The sequence below is a fragment of the Streptomyces venezuelae genome (assembly GCF_008642375.1).
Taxonomy (GTDB): Bacteria; Actinomycetota; Actinomycetes; order Streptomycetales; family Streptomycetaceae; genus Streptomyces; species Streptomyces venezuelae_G.
The window spans coordinates 6,588,080-6,604,323 of the sequence record NZ_CP029194.1 but is presented as its reverse complement, the minus strand read 5'-3'; the positions used below and the strand labels follow the sequence as shown (position 1 = coordinate 6,604,323).

The window sequence follows — 16,244 nt, the reverse complement described above, 5'->3', positions numbered from 1 at the left end:
CTTGTTCGACCGCACGCCCCGGAGGCCCGGTTCACCCCTCGGTGGACCGGGCCTCCGGCGTCGGTACGGGCTCGATGAAGGGCGCGAGGAGGTCGGGTACGGCCTCGGCGGCGAAGGTCAGGCCCTGGCTCTCACCCGCGTCGTAGATGTCGTACGCGCCGTCGCCGGCCGCCGTCGTGGCGGTCAGCGTGAGGATGCCCGCGCGGCGCTGGAAGTACGACTGCTTGACGGTCCAGCCGATGACGCCGGAGCGCTGAAGGGCGACCGTGGTGCGCCGGACCGTGCCCGAACGGGTCACCAGATAGTCGCCGGTGACGCCGTGTCCGAGACTGCGGTACGCGTCGAGGGCGAGGAGCACGGCGAGCGGGGTGAGGACGACGGCGCAGCCCGCCGCCACGTACAGCAGGACCGGGGTGAGGAGGAGCCCGAGGCCGGCGAGGAGGACGACCGGGGCCGCCACGGTCCACAGGGCCCAGCGCAGCCGGCGGGTGCGGGCGGCGCCCGGGTGGGCGGCGAGCGGCGTCCCGGTGGGCGGCTCCGGCTCGCGCAGGACCCGGGCGGCGACGCGGTCGGCGAGCTCCCGGGGCACGGCCGGCAGCAGGGTCTTGAGGTCGGTGTGCTTGTCCCCGTCGTCCTTCGCGAGGCCGGTGGCGACGGCGTCGACGCGGGCGGCCCCGGCCAGGCGCACCCCGAGCGGCTCGACGACCTCGATCCCGCGCAGCCGACGCTCCTCGATGGAGACCGAGCGCGCGGTGAGGAGCCCGCGGCGGACGCGCAGGGTGCCGCCGGGCTCGCGCTCCAGGCGGTAGTTCCACCACATCTCGACCCAGAGCCCGAGGGCTCCGACGGCTCCGACGAGGGTGGCGACGAGGACCAGGTCGACGAGCATCCAGGCGAGGGAGACGTCCCGGAAGCGGTCCCCTATCCAGTCGATGACCTCGGCCTGGGCGCCGAACCACTCGCTGACCTGCATGACGGATCCGGCGGCCGCGCCGCCGAGGGCCGGGGCGACGAAGGAGAGCGGAGCGTAGCGGATCCAGCGCGGGTCGACGGTCGCGAGGGCGCCGTCGTCGGGCCGGCCGGCGGGGTCGGTGGCGGCGCGGGCGAGGAGTTCCTGGCGGAGGAGCTCGCCCTCGGCGCGGGTGACCAGGTCGAGTTCGAGCGTGGACTCGCTGCCGCCGGTGCTCTCGCCGGTGCCGATGCGGACCTTGACGAGGCCGAGGAGGCGCTGGAGGGGGTTGGCGGTGAGGTCGACGCTGCGGATGCGCTCGCGGGCCAGGGAGCGGCGCTTTATCAGGAGGAGCCCGGTGTGGAGTTCGACCCGCTCGGGGCCGATCCGGTAGCGGGTGCGGCGCCAGCGGACATAGTCGGCGGCGGTGCCGCCGAGGACGAGGAGGAGCGCCCCGGCGAGGACCCAGGCGAGGGCCTGCCACAGCGGCCTGGACCCGGCGAGGCCGACCGTCGTGGGCAGTCCGGCGCCGCCGGCCACACCGCACAGGACGGCGGCGGTGGCCAGCAGCATGCGCCGGTCGAGCCGCCGCCAGTCCTCGCCGGGTCCGGGCCCGTTCATGTGGCGTCCCCGGGGGTGGCCTGGGTGAGGGCCGTGAGCCGTTCGCCGAGTTCGGCGGCGAGCTCGTGGTCGAGGCCCTCGATCCGTAGGGCGCCCTTCGAGGAGGCGGTGGTCACCGTGACCGTGCCGAGCCGGAAGAGCTGCTCCAGCGGGCCACGTACGGTGTCGACCGTCTGGATCCGGGACATCGGGGCGATCCGCCACTCCTGCCACAGAGCCCCGGTGCGGACGTAGACGGCCTCGTCGGTGACTTCCCAGCGGTGAACCCGGAACCACCATGCGGGAAAGAACGCGGCGCAGCCGAGACCCAGGGCCGCGACGGCCCCGGCCGCGAGCAGCAGCCAGAGCCGGGCCGGCCCGATGAGCGCGCCGAGGACGGCGAGGACCACCACCGGCACGGCGGTGGTCACCAGGAGCTGGCTCCGCCACCAGGCGACGGCCCGCTCGTCCACGGCGTTCCTGGGCGGCCGCAGCCGCACCGCGTTCTCCCCCCTCATGCGATCAGCCCCGGTCGCGCAACGCGCGGTAGGCCGAGACGAGCCCGGCGGTCGAGCTGTCGAGCTGCTCGCCGCCCCGGACCCCGTCGGCACCCGTCAGGACCGGCTCGATCTTCTTGGCGAGGACCTTGCCGAGTTCGACGCCCCACTGGTCGAAGGAGTCGATGTTCCAGATGGCGCCCTGGACGAAGACCTTGTGCTCGTAGAGCGCGATCAGCTGGCCGAGGACGGACGGGGTGAGCGCGTCGGCCAGGATCGTGGTGGTCGGGTGGTTGCCCTGGAAGGTCTTGTGCGGGACGAGCTCCTCGGGGACCCCCTCGGCCCGTACCTCCTCGGGCGTCTTGCCGAAGGCGAGTGCCTGGGTCTGGGCGAAGAAGTTGGCCATCAGCAGGTCGTGCTGGGCGACGAGGCCGGGAAGCAGGTCGGCGACGGGCCGGGCGAAGCCGATGAAGTCGGCCGGGATGACCTTGGTGCCCTGGTGGATCAACTGGTAGTAGGCGTGCTGCCCGTTGGTGCCGGGGGTGCCCCAGACGACGGGGCCGGTCTGCCAGTCGACCGGGTTGCCCTCGCGGTCCACGGACTTGCCGTTGGACTCCATGTCGAGCTGCTGGAGGTAGGCGGTGAACTTGGACAGGTAGTGGGAGTACGGCAGTACGGCGTGGGACTGGGCGTCGAAGAACGCGCCGTACCAGACGCCGAGGAGGCCGAGCAGCAGCGGCGCGTTCTCCTCGGGCGGGGCGGTGCGGAAGTGCTCGTCGACGAGGTGGAAGCCGTCGAGCATCTCGCGGAAGCGCTCGGGGCCGATGGCGATCATCAGGGAGAGGCCGATGGCCGAGTCGTAGGAGTAGCGGCCGCCGACCCAGTCCCAGAACTCGAACATGTTCGTGGTGTCGATGCCGAACTGCTCGACCTTCTCGGCGTTGGTCGAGAGGGCCACGAAGTGCTTGGCGACGGCCTCCTGGCCGGCTCCGAGACCGGCCAGGAGCCAGTCGCGGGCGGAGGTGGCGTTGGTGATCGTCTCGATGGTGGTGAAGGTCTTCGAGGCGACGATGAAGAGGGTCTCGGCCGGGTCGAGGTCGCGGACGGCCTCGTGGAGGTCGGCGCCGTCGACGTTGGAGACGAAACGCAGCGTCAGGTCCCTCTGGGTGAAGGAGCGCAGGACCTCGTAGGCCATGGCGGGGCCGAGGTCGGAGCCGCCGATGCCGATGTTCACGATGTTCTTGACGGGCTTGCCGGTGTGGCCGGTCCACTCGCCCGCCCGGACCTTGTCGGAGAAGGCGGCCATCTTGTCGAGGACGGCGTGGACACCGGGGACGACGTTCTCCCCGTCGACCTCGATCACGGCCTCTCGCGGGGCGCGCAGCGCGGTGTGGAGGACCGCGCGGTCCTCGGTGGTGTTGATCTTCTCGCCGCGGAACATGGCGTCGCGCAGCTCGGCCACGCCGGTGGCGGCGGCGAGTTCGCGCAGCAGGGTCAGCGTCTCGTCGGTGACGAGGTGCTTGGAGTAGTCCAGGTGGAGGTCGCCGACCCGCAGGGTGTGGTCGGTGCCGCGGGCCGGGTCCGCGGCGAAGAGCTCGCGCAGGTGGGTGTCGCCCAGCTGCTCACGGTGCTTGCCGAGGGCGGCCCACTCGGGCAGCCGGTTCAGCCTGGTGCGGCCTTCGTTGTTCATCTCGGACATCGCCCACTTCTTCTCGTATGTCTGCCCCGCTGCCCCTCCAACCTAATTGATCAGAGGGGCCGACGACGCTATGGCGAGCACGAAGTGGTCCGCACGCCCCGGCGAGGGCCACGGCGCGTATCCGTCAGGTCCGGTCCGGTCCGCTCGGCGACGCGGCGGGCGAGAATGCCGGCGGCCCGGGGACGACGGAACGGGCCTTGTCCGCGAACTCGGTTCGCGGACAAGGCCCGTTCGTCACATCGTCACACCACGCTCAGATCTCGCCGCGCAGTTTGGCCAGCGCCTCGGCGAGGATCGCCTCGCCGTCCGCGTCGCTGCGCCGCTCCCGCACATAGGCGAGATGAGTCTTGTACGGCTCGGTGCGCGGCGGGTCCGGCGGGTTGTCCCGGTCCTGACCTGCCGGGAAGCCGCACCGTGGGCAGTCCCAGGTCTCCGGGATCGCCGCGTCGCTGGCGAAGCTCGGCTGCGTCTCGTGCCCGTTCGAGCACCAGAAGGAGATGCGGGCGCGCGGCGCCGATTCGCCCCGCTCGGCCTCGCCCATCGGCCCCGCTCCGACCCGGCTTCCCCGGATCGCGTTGCCACTTGCCACGGTCGTAACTCCCTGCGTGATGGTGCTCGAAGATGCCCCAGTCTACGTAAGGCCCAACGCGCGTCCAGTGATTGGAGTTACCCGTCCAACTTCATCAGAAGGCCAAGTACCACAATGCAGGCGAACCAGAGCAGACCGACCACAACCGTGATCCGGTCAAGGTTGCGCTCGGCGACCGAGGAGCCACCGACGGACGACTGCATGCCGCCACCGAACATGTCGGAGAGGCCGCCGCCCTTCCCCTTGTGCATCAGCACGAGCAGCATCAGCAGCGCGCTGAAGACGATCAGGGCGATCGAGAACCCCATAACCACGGCTGGACCAACTTCCTCGGACTTATACGGACGGGGGCCGGGCACCTGCCCGACCCCCGCAAGGGTACGACGTAACTCCGCTACCGCATACTCACCGGTGAGGTCACTGGTCGCGGAAGCGCACGATCTTGACGAACTCGTCGGCGTCCAGCGCCGCGCCGCCCACCAGAGCGCCGTCGACATCCGGCTGCGCCATGATCGCGGCGACGTTGCCGGCCTTGACCGAGCCGCCGTACTGGATGCGGACCTTCTCGGCCAGCTCCTGCGTGTACAGCTCCGCGAGACGGCCGCGGATCGCCCCGCAGACCTCCTGCGCGTCCTCGGGGGTGGCGACCTCGCCGGTGCCGATGGCCCACACCGGCTCGTAGGCGATCACGATGGTCTCGGCCTGCTCGGCCGGGACGTCCTTCAGGCCGCCGTCGATCTGGGCCAGGGTGTACTCGACCTGGTTGCCCGCCTTGCGGATGTCCAGGCCCTCGCCGACGCAGAGGATCGGGGTCACGCCGTGCTTGAAGGCGGCCTTCACCTTGGCGTTGCAGACCTCGTCGTTCTCGGCGTGGTACTGGCGGCGCTCGGAGTGGCCGACGGCCACGTAGGCGCACTTGAACTTGGCCAGCATCGAGCCCGAGATCTCACCGGTGTAGGCACCGGCGTCGTGCGCCGACAGGTCCTGGGCACCGTACTTGATCTTGAGCTTGTCGCCGTCGATCAGGGTCTGGACGGACCGCAGGTCGGTGAAGGGGACGAGGACCGCGACCTCACAGGCGTCGTAGTCCTTGTCGGTCAGGGCGAAGGCGAGCTTCTGGACGTGGGCGATGGCCTCGAGGTGGTTGAGGTTCATCTTCCAGTTGCCCGCCATCAGCGGGGTGCGAGTGCTCATTTAGGGGTCAGTCCTCCAGTGCGGCGAGGCCGGGCAGCGTCTTGCCCTCGAGGTACTCGAGGGAGGCGCCGCCGCCGGTCGAAATGTGGCCGAATGCCTTCTCGTCGAAGCCCAGCGTGCGCACGGCGGCGGCGGAGTCGCCACCGCCGACGACCGTGAAGGCCGGGGAGTCGACGAGCGCCTGGGCGACGGCCTTGGTGCCCTCGGCGTAGTCGGGGTGCTCGAAGACGCCCATCGGACCGTTCCAGAAGACGGTGCCGGCGTCGGCGAGCTTCGAGGCGTAGAGCTTACGGGTCTCCGGACCGATGTCCAGGCCCTCCTCGTCCGCCGGGATGGCGTTCGCGGCGACCGTGGTCGGGTTGGCCGGAGCCTTGGTCTTGAGGTCCGGGAACTCGGGCGAGACCAGGACGTCGACGGGGAGCACGAACTCCACGCCGCGCTCCTCGGCACGCTTCAGGTAGTCCAGGACGGCCGGGATCTGGTCCTTCTGGAGCAGCGAGATGCCCACCTCGTGGCCCTGGGCCTTGAGGAAGGTGTACGCCATGCCGCCGCCGATGAGGATGCGGTCGGCCTTCTCCAGGAGGTGGTCGATGACCCCGAGCTTGTCGGAGACCTTGGCGCCGCCGAGCACGACCACGTACGGCCGCTGGACGTCCTCGGTGAGCTTCTTGAGGACGCCGACCTCGGTGGCGATGAGGTAGCCCGCGGCGTGCGGGAGGCGCGCCGGGAGGTCGAAGACCGAGGCGTGCTTGCGGTGCACGGCACCGAAGCCGTCGCCGACGTACAGATCGGCGAGGGCGGCCAGCTGGTCCGCGAAGGCGCCGCGCTCGGCGTCGTCCTTCGAGGTCTCGCCGGCGTTGAACCGGAGGTTCTCGATCACGGCGACCTGGCCGTCGGCGAGGCCGGCGACGGTGGCGGTGGCGGACTCGCCGACCGTGTCGGTCGCGAAGGCCACCTCGGCGCCGAGCAGCTCACCGAGACGCGCGGCGGCCGGGGCGAGGGAGAACGCCGGGTCCGGGGCGCCCTTGGGGCGGCCCAGGTGCGAGGCGACCACGACGCGGGCGCCGGCGCCGGCGAGCGCCTTCACCGTGGGGACGACGGCGCGGATGCGGCCGTCGTCGGTGATGGTCGTGCCCTCGAGGGGCACATTGAGGTCGGCGCGGACGAACACCCGCTTGCCGGAGACGCCTTCGGCGAGAAGCTCGTCGATCGTCTTCATCTGTCACAGACTCCTTGGTACGCGGTGGAGCACACAAACAGGGCTCGCACAGCGCGGCATTGCGCTGCCCGAGCCCTGCTCACATCGAAAGCCTGCCCTGAACCCTAGAGCTTAGAGCTGGCCGCCGACGAAGACGGTGAGGTCGACGAGACGGTTGGAGTAGCCCCACTCGTTGTCGTACCAGCCGAGGATCTTGACCGTGTTGCCTTCCTGGACCATGGTCAGGGAGGCGTCGAAGGTGCAGGACGCCGGGTCGCTGACGATGTCCGAGGAGACGATCGGGTCCTCGGTGTAGTAGAGGATGCCCTTGAGGTCGCCGTCGTCGGCGGCCTTCTTGAACGCGGCGTTGACCTCGTCCTTGGTGACCTCGCGGTCCAGGGTGACGACCAGGTCGGTGGCGGAACCGGTCGGGACCGGGACGCGCATCGCGATGCCGTCGAGCTTGCCCTTGAGCTGCGGGAGGACCAGGGCGGTGGCCTTGGCGGCACCCGTCGTGGTCGGGATGATGTTCTCCGCGGCGGCGCGGGCGCGGCGCAGGTCCTTGTGCGGGAAGTCCAGGATGCGCTGGTCGTTCGTGTACGCGTGGACCGTGGTCATCAGGCCCTTGACGATGCCGAAGTTCTCGTCGAGAACCTTCGCCATCGGCGCGACACAGTTGGTGGTGCAGGACGCGTTCGAGATGACGTGGTGCTGGGCCGCGTCGTACTTGTCCTGGTTGACACCCATGACGATGGTGATGTCCTCGTCGGAGGCCGGAGCCGAGATGAGGACCTTCTTCGCGCCGCCGGCGATGTGCTTCTCCGCGTCGGCCTTCTTCGTGAAGATGCCGGTCGACTCGATGACGATGTCGACGCCCAGCTCACCCCACGGGATGTCGGCCGGGTTGCGCTCGGAGAGCACCTTGATGGTGTGGCCGTCGACGGTGATGGTGTCGGCGGTGTGGGTGACCTCGGCCTTGAGGCGTCCCAGGATGGTGTCGTACTTCAGCAGGTGTGCCGTGGTCTCGGTGTCACCCAGGTCGTTGACAGCCACGATCTCGATGTCAGCACCCTGATCAAGGAGCGCGCGGAAGTAGTTCCGGCCGATGCGGCCAAAGCCGTTGATGCCTACGCGGATCGTCACGAACCGATCTCCTCGTTAGCTACGCCGGTGTACTCGACGCCGGCGAGAATTTTGTTTTTTAGGGATGTCCCCGACCGCTTACGACCCTACCCCTCCAGGGGGCTCGGGGTGACATCGCGCGCATCCGCGCGTGCCCGGAAAGTGAGGGAAAATGGCCGACGGCCCGTACCTACCAACGGGTACGGGCCGCCATGGGACCTTTGTCCCCACTACTCTCCGTCAGCGCCGGAGCACGTCGAGGGCGCGCCCGACGAGCCGTCCGCGCTCGGTCGCGCCGGGCACGTGCTCCAGGCCGTAGCCGAGGAGGACGGTGTCGCGCGTGGTGACCGCGGCCTGGGAGTGGAAGAGCGCGGCGGAGCGCGTCCAGTCCGTGCCGTTGCCGGGGCTGCCCTCCGGTGCGCCCGGGACGGTCCAGGCGCCGAGGCCGGTCTCGAAGCCCTCCGCCTCCGTGGTGGCGCCGGTGACGAGCCGGGTGTCGTCGACGAAGGCGCCGGTCTCGCCCGTACCGGGGTCGGAGACGTACGAGATCGAGAGCTCGACCCGCTTGCCGGCCCAGGCGCTCAGGTCGACGGAGGCCTGCCGCCAGCCGTTGGAGGGGCCGGTGAAGGCGTTCCAGGTGCCGCTGGTGCCGTTGGGCGCGCAGCCGTCCTCGCCGACGGTGAGGTAGCGGGCGAGGAAGGGGTGGTCGCGGACGTAGTAGCCCTCGCCGCAGTCCGCCGGGGGCGTGGCGGAGGTGCCGCCGCCCAGGTCGGGCAGCGTCGTCCAGTCGTCCTGGCCGACGGTGTGGGCCTCGACGATCAGGTTGTCGTAGCCGGGCTCGGTGTCGTAGCTGACCTGGAAGTCGAGGCGCGGCGCGGCGCCGGCGGTGACACCGGTGAGGTCGACGGTCCTGCTGAGCCGGGCCCAGGTGCCGTCGGAGTGCTTGACGGCCGCGAAGGTCGCGCCCTCCGCGGGTTCGAAGGGGGTGCGGACGCCCGGGTAGTCACCGGCGGAGGCACTGCTCGCGAACTGCGGGAACTCGTCCGGCTTCAGGGTGTCCGAGGTGACGGTGTACGCGCCGGCGTTGTCCAGCGGGTTGTCGGCGGCGGCGCCGAGGCGCGCGCCGACGCCCGCGAAGGCTCCGGTACCGGCGAAGGCGGGCGGCTGCCCGAGGCCGGCCCGGTGGTAGGCGCCGAGGTAGTACTGGGCGAAGTCGTTGGTCTCGGCCCGGCCGACCACGGTGAGTCCGCCGGACTTCTCGCCGGCGTTGATCAGCTTGCCGCCCTCGTTGAGGTAGGCGCGGACGGCGAGCTGGGTGGGCCCGGAGGGCCGCTCGGCGCCGGTGTACCAGACGACGGTACGGAAGTGGGAGAGCACGCCGAGGGCGTCCGGGGCGCCCTGGGTGGCGACGTCCCAGACGGCGGCCTTGCGGCCGTTGTCGGCGAGCGCCTGCACGTAGGCGGCGGTGTGCTTCGCGGCGGTGGTGCCGCCCTCGTCGGCGAGGACGAGCACGTCGCCGCGGGGCCGCTCGGCCACCTTGTAGGTGAAGGGGGCGGAGGACGTGGCCCGGCCCTCGCGGGTGCGGGCGGTGAAGCGGACCTCGACGGTGTCTCCGGGCCGGGCGCCCTCGACCTCCGCGCGGTACTCGTCGAAGTAGAGGTTGTCCTCCCCGCCGTAGGTCTCGCCGCCCTTCCAGGCGTCGAGCTCCTCGCGGTGGGTGCGGCCGCCGTTGATCCGGTAGGTGAGCGTCTTGCCGCGCAGGGACTTGCGCGCGGTGACGGCGACCTCCTGCTCCCCGCCGCGGGCGTAGGAGGTGGTGAAGGCGGCCGGGGAGAAGTCGGGGGCCTCCGTGCCGACCGGGGAGACGGGCCGGTCCGGGCGGGCGGCGCTCTCGGCGACGGCGAGCGCGAAGGGGATGTTCTTGGCGAACTCGGCCTGGATCAGCTTCTCGTCGTCCGGGAAGGTGAAGACGGAGGCGCAGTCGGCCGGGTTCCAGGCGTCGTTCGGGTCGACGCGGGAGGCGGTGGCGCAGGTCGACATCTCCGGGGTGAACATCTGCATCCGGTTGACGTTGGCCGCGTGTCCGTCGGCCTCGCCGTTGGTGATGTACAGCTCCGAGGAGACCTGCGGCCGGTAGCCGGGCACGGCCGACTTCTGCGGGGTGCCGGCGAGCGCCTTGAGGGCGATGTCGTCGGGGGTGTCGGTGGCGACCTGCCAGCCGACGCCGTACAGGATGAGCTGGGCGGCCGAGTGGTAGTTGATGCCGTACGAGAAGCCGATCCGCTTCTGGAAGGCGTCCAAGGCCTTGGTCTCGGGCTCCGACATGGGGCCGGTGCCGCGGAAGGTCTCGTCGGCCGGGTCGGGGGACGAACCCTCGTTGTCGTAGCCCCACTTGTAGGCGAAGTTGCGGTTGAGGTCGACGCCGTCGCCCGGCGCGATGCGCCCGTCGCCGTCGTTGTCCCGGAGGTTCTTGCGCCACTGCCGGTTGCCGGGGTCGGCGTGGGTGAAGTCGTAGCCGTCCGGGTTGGCGGAGAGCACGAACCACAGTTCGGTGGTGTCGACGATCCGGGTGATCCGCTCGTCCTCGCCGTAGCCGTCGAGGTAGTGGTGGAGCAGCCGCCGGGTCATCTCGGGGGTGATCCACTCGCGCGCGTGCTGGTTGGACATGTACAGCGTGGCGGGCTTGGAGCCGTCCTTGGCGCGCTGGGCGCCCTTGCTGACCTTGAGGGCGAGGATGTCCTGGCCCTTGAGGGTCTTGCCGATGGAGACGACCTTGGTGATGCCGGGGTTGGCCCGGGCGGTGTCCAGGATCTCCTGCTTGAGGCCGTTCGGGCCGCTGTACGGGCGGAAGACGCCGTCGCCCGCGGCGGCGACCCGCTTCTCGGCCTGGGCGCTCAGGTCGTGCTCGGCGAGCTCGACGCCCTGGCCGCGCAGCTGCCCGGCCTGCCGGTCGGTGAGGAAGAGTTCGACCGTCGCGGAGCCCTTGTCGGGCACCTGCTCGGTCATCTCGTGGGCGTCGGCCCCGGCTTCGAGGAGCAGCGGAACCTGCTCCTTGGTGACCTCGGCCCGCCATACGGAGAGGGCGTCGCCGCCGTCCCGGTCGTTCGGCTGCGCTCCGGCGACGGGTGCCGCCGCCACTCCCGCGATCAGCAGTGAAGCCGCGGCGAGGATCGATCTCGCTCTGCGTCTCATGAGCCCCCCTTGCTGTTGCCTGCCACGAAGGTGAACAGACGCCAGGCTCATGGGCGCTCATGGGCCTGTCAAGGGTGCCTCGCGGGTGTACGAAAAAGCTGCCGGTGCCTCAGAAAGGCACCGGCAGCTCGGATTTCGGGATTCCGCACGATGAGACAGGCGGGACAGACGTGACGGGCGGGACGGCCCGTCAGCCGACCAGGCTGTCGTCGAGCTCCTCGGTCAGGTTGGACTCGGTCCCGGGGATACCCAGGTCCTGCGCCCGCTTGTCGGCCATCGCGAGCAGCCGGCGGATACGCCCGGCCACCGCGTCCTTCGTGAGCGGCGGGTCGGCGAGCGCGCCCAGCTCCTCCAGCGAGGCCTGCTTGTGCTCCATGCGGAGCCGGCCCGCGGCGGCGAGGTGCTCGGGCACCTCCTCGGCGAGGATCTCCAGGGCGCGCTGCACCCGGGCCCCCGCGGCGACCGCGGCGCGTGCCGAGCGGCGCAGGTTCGCGTCGTCGAAGTTGGCCAGGCGGTTGGCGGTGGCGCGGACCTCGCGCCGCATCCGGCGCTCCTCCCAGGCCAGCACCGACTCGTGCGCGCCGAGCCGGGTGAGCAGGGCGCCGATCGCGTCGCCGTCGCGGACGACGACCCGGTCCACACCCCGTACCTCGCGGGCCTTCGCCGCGATGGAGAGCCGGCGGGCCGCGCCGACCAGGGCGAGCGCCGCCTCCGGTCCCGGGCAGGTGACCTCCAGGGAGGAGGACCGGCCGGGCTCGGTCAGCGAGCCGTGGGCCAGGAAGGCGCCGCGCCAGGCCGCCTCCGCGTCACAGGTCGCACCGGAGACCACCTGCGGGGGGAGACCCCGGATGGGGCGGCCCCGGCCGTCCACGAGGCCCGTCTGGCGGGCCAGCTGGTCGCCGCCGGCCACCACGCGCACCACGAAGCGCGAGCCGCGCCGCAGCCCACCGGGGGCCATCACGATCAGTTCGGAACTGTGTCCGAAGATCTCCAGGATGTCCCGCTTCAGGCGGCGTGCCGCCATCGCCGTGTCCAGCTCCGCCTCGATCACGATGCGGCCGCTCACCAGGTGCAGCCCGCCCGCGAACCGCAGGATCGACGAGACCTCTGCCTTCCTGCAGCAGGTCCGGGTGACGGGGAGCCGGGAGATCTCGTCCTTCACCGCTGCCGTCATCGCCATGGGCCGATCCTTCCATGCATCCGAAAAATACGGTCGTACGCGGCGGCCAACAGCTCCGGGTCATGCTTCGCGGAGCCGTCGGGCCCGGCCACCGGCGCCAGCTCGACCGCGGCACCGAGCCGCTTGGCGGCATCGGCGAGGGACTCGCGATCGGGCACGGCTGCCTCGTCGGCGAGCACCACGTCCAGGGCGAGTTTAGGGGCGTGTCGTCCCAAAACCTCCAAATGACGCTGCGGAGAGAAGCCCTCTGTTTCTCCGGGTTGCGGAGCGAGGTTCAGCGAGAGCACCTTCCGGGCCTTCGTCTGCGCGAGGGCGTCGAGGAGTTCGGGGACGAGGAGATGCGGGATCACGGAGGAGAACCAGGAGCCCGGACCCACGACCACCCAGTCCGCGTCGAGCACGGCCGCGACCGCCTCGGGCACGGCCGGCGGGTCGTTCGGCACGAGGTGCACGGACTGCACGTCGCCCGGGGTGAGCGCCACCGTCGCCTGACCGCGCACGGTGTCCACGTCGTCCGGCCGCGCCGGGTCGTGCCCCTTGACCAGCGCCTGGAGCTCCAGCGGTACGGCGGACATGGGCAGCACCCGGCCCTGGGCGCCGAGCAGCCTGCCCACCAGGTCGAGGGCCTGGACGGGGTCGCCGAGCTGCTCCCAGAGGGCGACGATCAGCAGGTTGCCGACGGCGTGGCCGTTGATCTCGCCCTTGGACTGGAAGCGGTGCTGGATGACCCGGGCCCAGGTCTGGCCCCAGTCGTCGTCCCCGCAGAGCGCGGCGAGCGCCTTGCGCAGGTCGCCCGGGGGCAGCACGCCGAGCTCCTCGCGGAGCCGGCCGCTGGAGCCCCCGTCGTCGGCGACGGTGACGACGGCGGTGAGGTCGCCGGTGATCCGGCGGAGGGCGGCCAGCGAGGCCGACAGGCCCATGCCGCCGCCCAGCGCGACGACCTTCGGCTGGGCGCCGCGCCTGCGGAGCGTGCGTCGCGCGGTGAGGGTGGAGGCGCGACGACGGTACGGCTTCACTCGCGCCCCATGTCCCGGTGCACGACGACGGTCTCGACCCCTTCGGCGGCGATGCGGGCGGCGAGCCGCTCGGCGGTGGCGACGGAGCGGTGCTTGCCGCCCGTGCAGCCCACGGCGATCGTCACGTACCGCTTGCCCTCGCGGCGGTAGCCCGCGGCGATCAGCTGGAGGAGCTCCGTGTAGCGGTCCAGGAACTCCTTGGCGCCGGGCTGGTTGTAGACGTAGTTCGACACCTCTTCGTTGAGGCCGGTGAAGGGGCGCAGCTCGGGGACCCAGTGCGGGTTCGGCAGGAAGCGCATGTCGACGACGAGGTCGGCGTCGACCGGCAGGCCGTACTTGAAGCCGAAGGACATGACGGTGGCCCGGAGCTCGGGCTCCTCGTCCCCGGCGAACTGGGCGTCCATCTTGGCGCGCAGCTCGTGGACGTTGAGGCTGGAGGTGTCGATCACCAGGTCGGCGTCGCCGCGCAGCTCGCGCAGCAGGTCGCGCTCGGCGGCGATGCCGTCGGTGATGCGGCCGTCGCCCTGGAGGGGGTGGGGCCTGCGGACCGACTCGAAGCGCCGGACCAGGGCCTCGTCGGACGACTCCAGGAAGACGATCCGGCGGGTGACCTGCTTGGCGTCGAGGTCGGCGAGGGACTCCCGGAGGTTGTCGAAGAACTGCCGGCCGCGGACGTCCACGACGACGGCGATCCGGGCGACGTTGCCCTGGGAGCGGGCGCCTAGCTCCACCATGGTGGGGATCAGCGCGGGCGGCAGGTTGTCCACGACGAACCAGCCGAGGTCCTCCAGACACTTCGCCGCGGTGGAGCGGCCGGCTCCGGACATGCCGGAGATGATCACCAGTTCGGGAATGGCCGCCTCGGCGCCGTTGTCGCCGGGGGTCTCCTTCGTGCCCGTACTCACGTGTCCTGCTCCGTCTTCTCGGTCCTGCTCGTCGTGCTGCTCGTGCTGTTCGTGCTGTTCCTGCGCGGTCATGCCGTGCCGCCCCCGTCGTCTTCCATGATCTCTCCTGTCGCCGTGTTCACGGCGGGTGCGGCCGGGGCCGCCTGAGCGAGGGCCACGACGACCGCCTCCGCGGTTTTCAGGCCCATACCGGGGACCTCGCGGATCTGCTCGATTGTCGCCTGCCGGAGCCGCTTCACCGAGCCGAAATGCTTGATCAACGCCTGCTTCCGCGTCTCACCGAGGCCCGGGACGGCGTCGAGGGGGCTGGTCCGGATGCGTTTCGTCCGCTTGGAGCGCTGGTAGCGGATGGCGAAGTCGTGAGCCGTGTCACGTACCCGCTGGAGGAGGTAGAGGCCCTCGCTGGAGCGGGGCAGCACCACCGGGTCGTCGTCGCCGGGGAGCCAGACCTCCTCCAGCCGCTTGGCGAGCCCGCAGACCGCGATGTCGTCGATGCCGAGCTCGTCGAGGGCGCGCCGGGCGGCGGCGACCTGCGGCTGGCCGCCGTCGACCACCACCAGCTGGGGCGGGTACGCGAAGCGCTTGGGCCGACCGTCGTCCTGGGCGTCCTCCGCCGGGACCTCCCCGTCCCCGTCGACCCGTCCCCCGCCTTCGGCGGGGAGACCCCATTCGCCGGTCTTCTCCTTCTCGGCGAGGTAGCGCTTGAAGCGGCGGCTGATCACCTCGTGCATCGAGCGGACGTCGTCCTGCCCCTCGAAGCCCTTGATCTGGAAGCGGCGGTACTCGCCCTTGCGGGGCAGTCCGTCCTCGAAGACGACCATCGAGGCCACGACGTCCTCGCCCTGGAGGTGCGAGATGTCGAAGCACTCGATGCGCAGCGGGGCCGAGTCCAGGTCCAGGGCCTCGGCGATCTCCTCCAGGGCCCGGGAGCGGGTGGTCAGGTCGCTGGCGCGCTTGGTCTTGTGCAGGACGAGTGCCTGCTGGGCGTTGCGCGCGACCGTCTCCATCAGGTCCTTCTTGTCGCCGCGCTGCGGGATCCGCAGCGAGACGTTGGAGCCGCGGCGGCCGGCGAGCCAGGCGGTGACGGCCTCGGTGTCCTCCGGCAGCGCCGGGACCAGGACCTCCTTGGGGACCGTGTCGCCGCTCTCCTCCCCGTACAGCTGCTGGATCGCGTGCTCGACGAGCCCGGCCGTGTCGACGGCCTCGACCTTGTCCGTGACCCAGCCGCGCTGGCCGCGCACGCGCCCGCCGCGTACGTGGAAGATCTGGACGGCGGCCTCCAGCTCGTCCTCGGCGAGGGCGATCAGGTCGGCGTCGGTGGCGTCGGCGAGGACGACCGCGCTCTTCTCCATGGCCCGGCGCAGGGCCTCTATGTCGTCGCGGAGCCGGGCGGCCTTCTCGTACTCCATGTCCTCGGCCGCGATCATCATCTGCTTCTCGAGGCGGCGGATGTACGTGCCGGTGCGGCCGGCCATGAAGTCGCAGAACTCCTCGGCCAGTTCGCGGTGCTCGTCGGGCGTGACCCGGCCGACGCAGGGGGCCGAGCACTTGCCGATGTAGCCGAGGAGGCAGGGGCGGCCCGCCGAGGCCGCGTTCCGGAAGACGCCGGCCGAGCACGTGCGGACGGGGAAGACCCGCAGCATCAGGTCGACGGTCTCGCGGATCGCCCACGCGTGCGCGTACGGCCCGAAGTAGCGCACGCCCTTCTTCTTGTGGCCGCGCAGGACCTGGACGCGCGGGAACTCCTCGTTGAGCGTGACCGCCAGGTACGGGTAGCTCTTGTCGTCCCGGTACTTCACGTTGAACCGGGGGTCGTACTCCTTGATCCAGGAGTACTCCAGCTGCAGCGCCTCGACCTCGGTCGAGACGACGGTCCACTCCACGGAGGCGGCGGTCGTCACCATGGTGGCCGTGCGCGGGTGCAGGCTCACGAGCGGCTGGAAGTAGTTCGCCAGCCGCTGACGCAGGGACTTCGCCTTCCCCACGTAGATCACCCGGCGGTGCTCGTCGCGGAATTTGTAGACCCCCGGCGAGTCGGGGATCTGCCCCGGCTTGGGGCGGTAGCTGGAGGGGTCTGCCATGGTCCCCACCCTACTGGCGGGG

13 protein-coding genes are annotated in these 16,244 nt (G+C 71.1%); all 13 read right to left on the bottom strand.

Annotated elements, in window-relative coordinates:
* Window positions 1-31: 31 nt before the first annotated feature.
* On the bottom strand, window positions 32-1,570 hold the full coding sequence (locus tag DEJ46_RS30165; RefSeq protein WP_150271411.1) for a PH domain-containing protein: 1,539 nt from the start codon (window positions 1,568-1,570) through the stop codon (window positions 32-34).
* Window positions 1,567-2,067, bottom strand: a complete 501-nt coding sequence (locus DEJ46_RS30160; protein ID WP_150271409.1) for a PH domain-containing protein — start codon at window positions 2,065-2,067, stop codon at window positions 1,567-1,569. The genes DEJ46_RS30165 and DEJ46_RS30160 overlap by 4 nt, the downstream gene beginning before the upstream one ends.
* Before the next feature lie 4 nt (window positions 2,068-2,071).
* Complete coding sequence (gene pgi, locus DEJ46_RS30155; RefSeq protein ID WP_150274887.1) at window positions 2,072-3,736, bottom strand: glucose-6-phosphate isomerase; 1,665 nt, start codon at window positions 3,734-3,736, stop codon at window positions 2,072-2,074.
* A gap of 262 nt (window positions 3,737-3,998) precedes the next feature.
* Complete coding sequence (locus DEJ46_RS30150) at window positions 3,999-4,334, bottom strand: RNA polymerase-binding protein RbpA (RefSeq protein ID WP_071891222.1); 336 nt, start codon at window positions 4,332-4,334, stop codon at window positions 3,999-4,001.
* A gap of 77 nt (window positions 4,335-4,411) precedes the next feature.
* Window positions 4,412-4,642: a preprotein translocase subunit SecG gene (gene secG / locus DEJ46_RS30145; protein WP_030205174.1), complete on the bottom strand. Its 231-nt coding sequence runs from the start codon at window positions 4,640-4,642 to the stop codon at window positions 4,412-4,414.
* Window positions 4,643-4,751: 109 nt separating this feature from the next.
* Window positions 4,752-5,528 (bottom strand): triose-phosphate isomerase, encoded by a 777-nt coding sequence (tpiA, locus tag DEJ46_RS30140; RefSeq protein ID WP_150271407.1) that lies wholly within the window; start codon window positions 5,526-5,528, stop codon window positions 4,752-4,754.
* 7 nt (window positions 5,529-5,535) lie between these two features.
* Window positions 5,536-6,747 (bottom strand): phosphoglycerate kinase, encoded by a 1,212-nt coding sequence (locus tag DEJ46_RS30135; protein WP_150271405.1) that lies wholly within the window; start codon window positions 6,745-6,747, stop codon window positions 5,536-5,538.
* 111 nt (window positions 6,748-6,858) lie between these two features.
* Window positions 6,859-7,869: a type I glyceraldehyde-3-phosphate dehydrogenase gene (gene gap, locus DEJ46_RS30130; protein ID WP_150271404.1), complete on the bottom strand. Its 1,011-nt coding sequence runs from the start codon at window positions 7,867-7,869 to the stop codon at window positions 6,859-6,861.
* A gap of 219 nt (window positions 7,870-8,088) precedes the next feature.
* Complete coding sequence (locus tag DEJ46_RS30125) at window positions 8,089-11,040, bottom strand: M14 family metallopeptidase (protein ID WP_150271402.1); 2,952 nt, start codon at window positions 11,038-11,040, stop codon at window positions 8,089-8,091.
* A 190-nt stretch (window positions 11,041-11,230) separates the two neighbouring features.
* Window positions 11,231-12,220, bottom strand: coding sequence for a DNA-binding protein WhiA (gene whiA / locus DEJ46_RS30120; protein WP_017238652.1), 990 nt, complete (start codon window positions 12,218-12,220; stop codon window positions 11,231-11,233).
* The gene (locus DEJ46_RS30115; RefSeq protein ID WP_150271400.1) at window positions 12,211-13,236 is read right to left on the bottom strand and encodes a uridine diphosphate-N-acetylglucosamine-binding protein YvcK; all 1,026 of its coding nucleotides are present in this window, start codon (window positions 13,234-13,236) and stop codon (window positions 12,211-12,213) included. Before DEJ46_RS30115 ends, whiA begins: the two co-directional genes overlap by 10 nt.
* The gene (rapZ, locus tag DEJ46_RS30110; protein ID WP_150271398.1) at window positions 13,233-14,213 is read right to left on the bottom strand and encodes an RNase adapter RapZ; all 981 of its coding nucleotides are present in this window, start codon (window positions 14,211-14,213) and stop codon (window positions 13,233-13,235) included. Before rapZ ends, DEJ46_RS30115 begins: the two co-directional genes overlap by 4 nt.
* Window positions 14,210-16,222: an excinuclease ABC subunit UvrC gene (gene uvrC / locus DEJ46_RS30105; protein ID WP_150271396.1), complete on the bottom strand. Its 2,013-nt coding sequence runs from the start codon at window positions 16,220-16,222 to the stop codon at window positions 14,210-14,212. The genes rapZ and uvrC overlap by 4 nt, the downstream gene beginning before the upstream one ends.
* Window positions 16,223-16,244 lie beyond the last annotated feature (22 nt).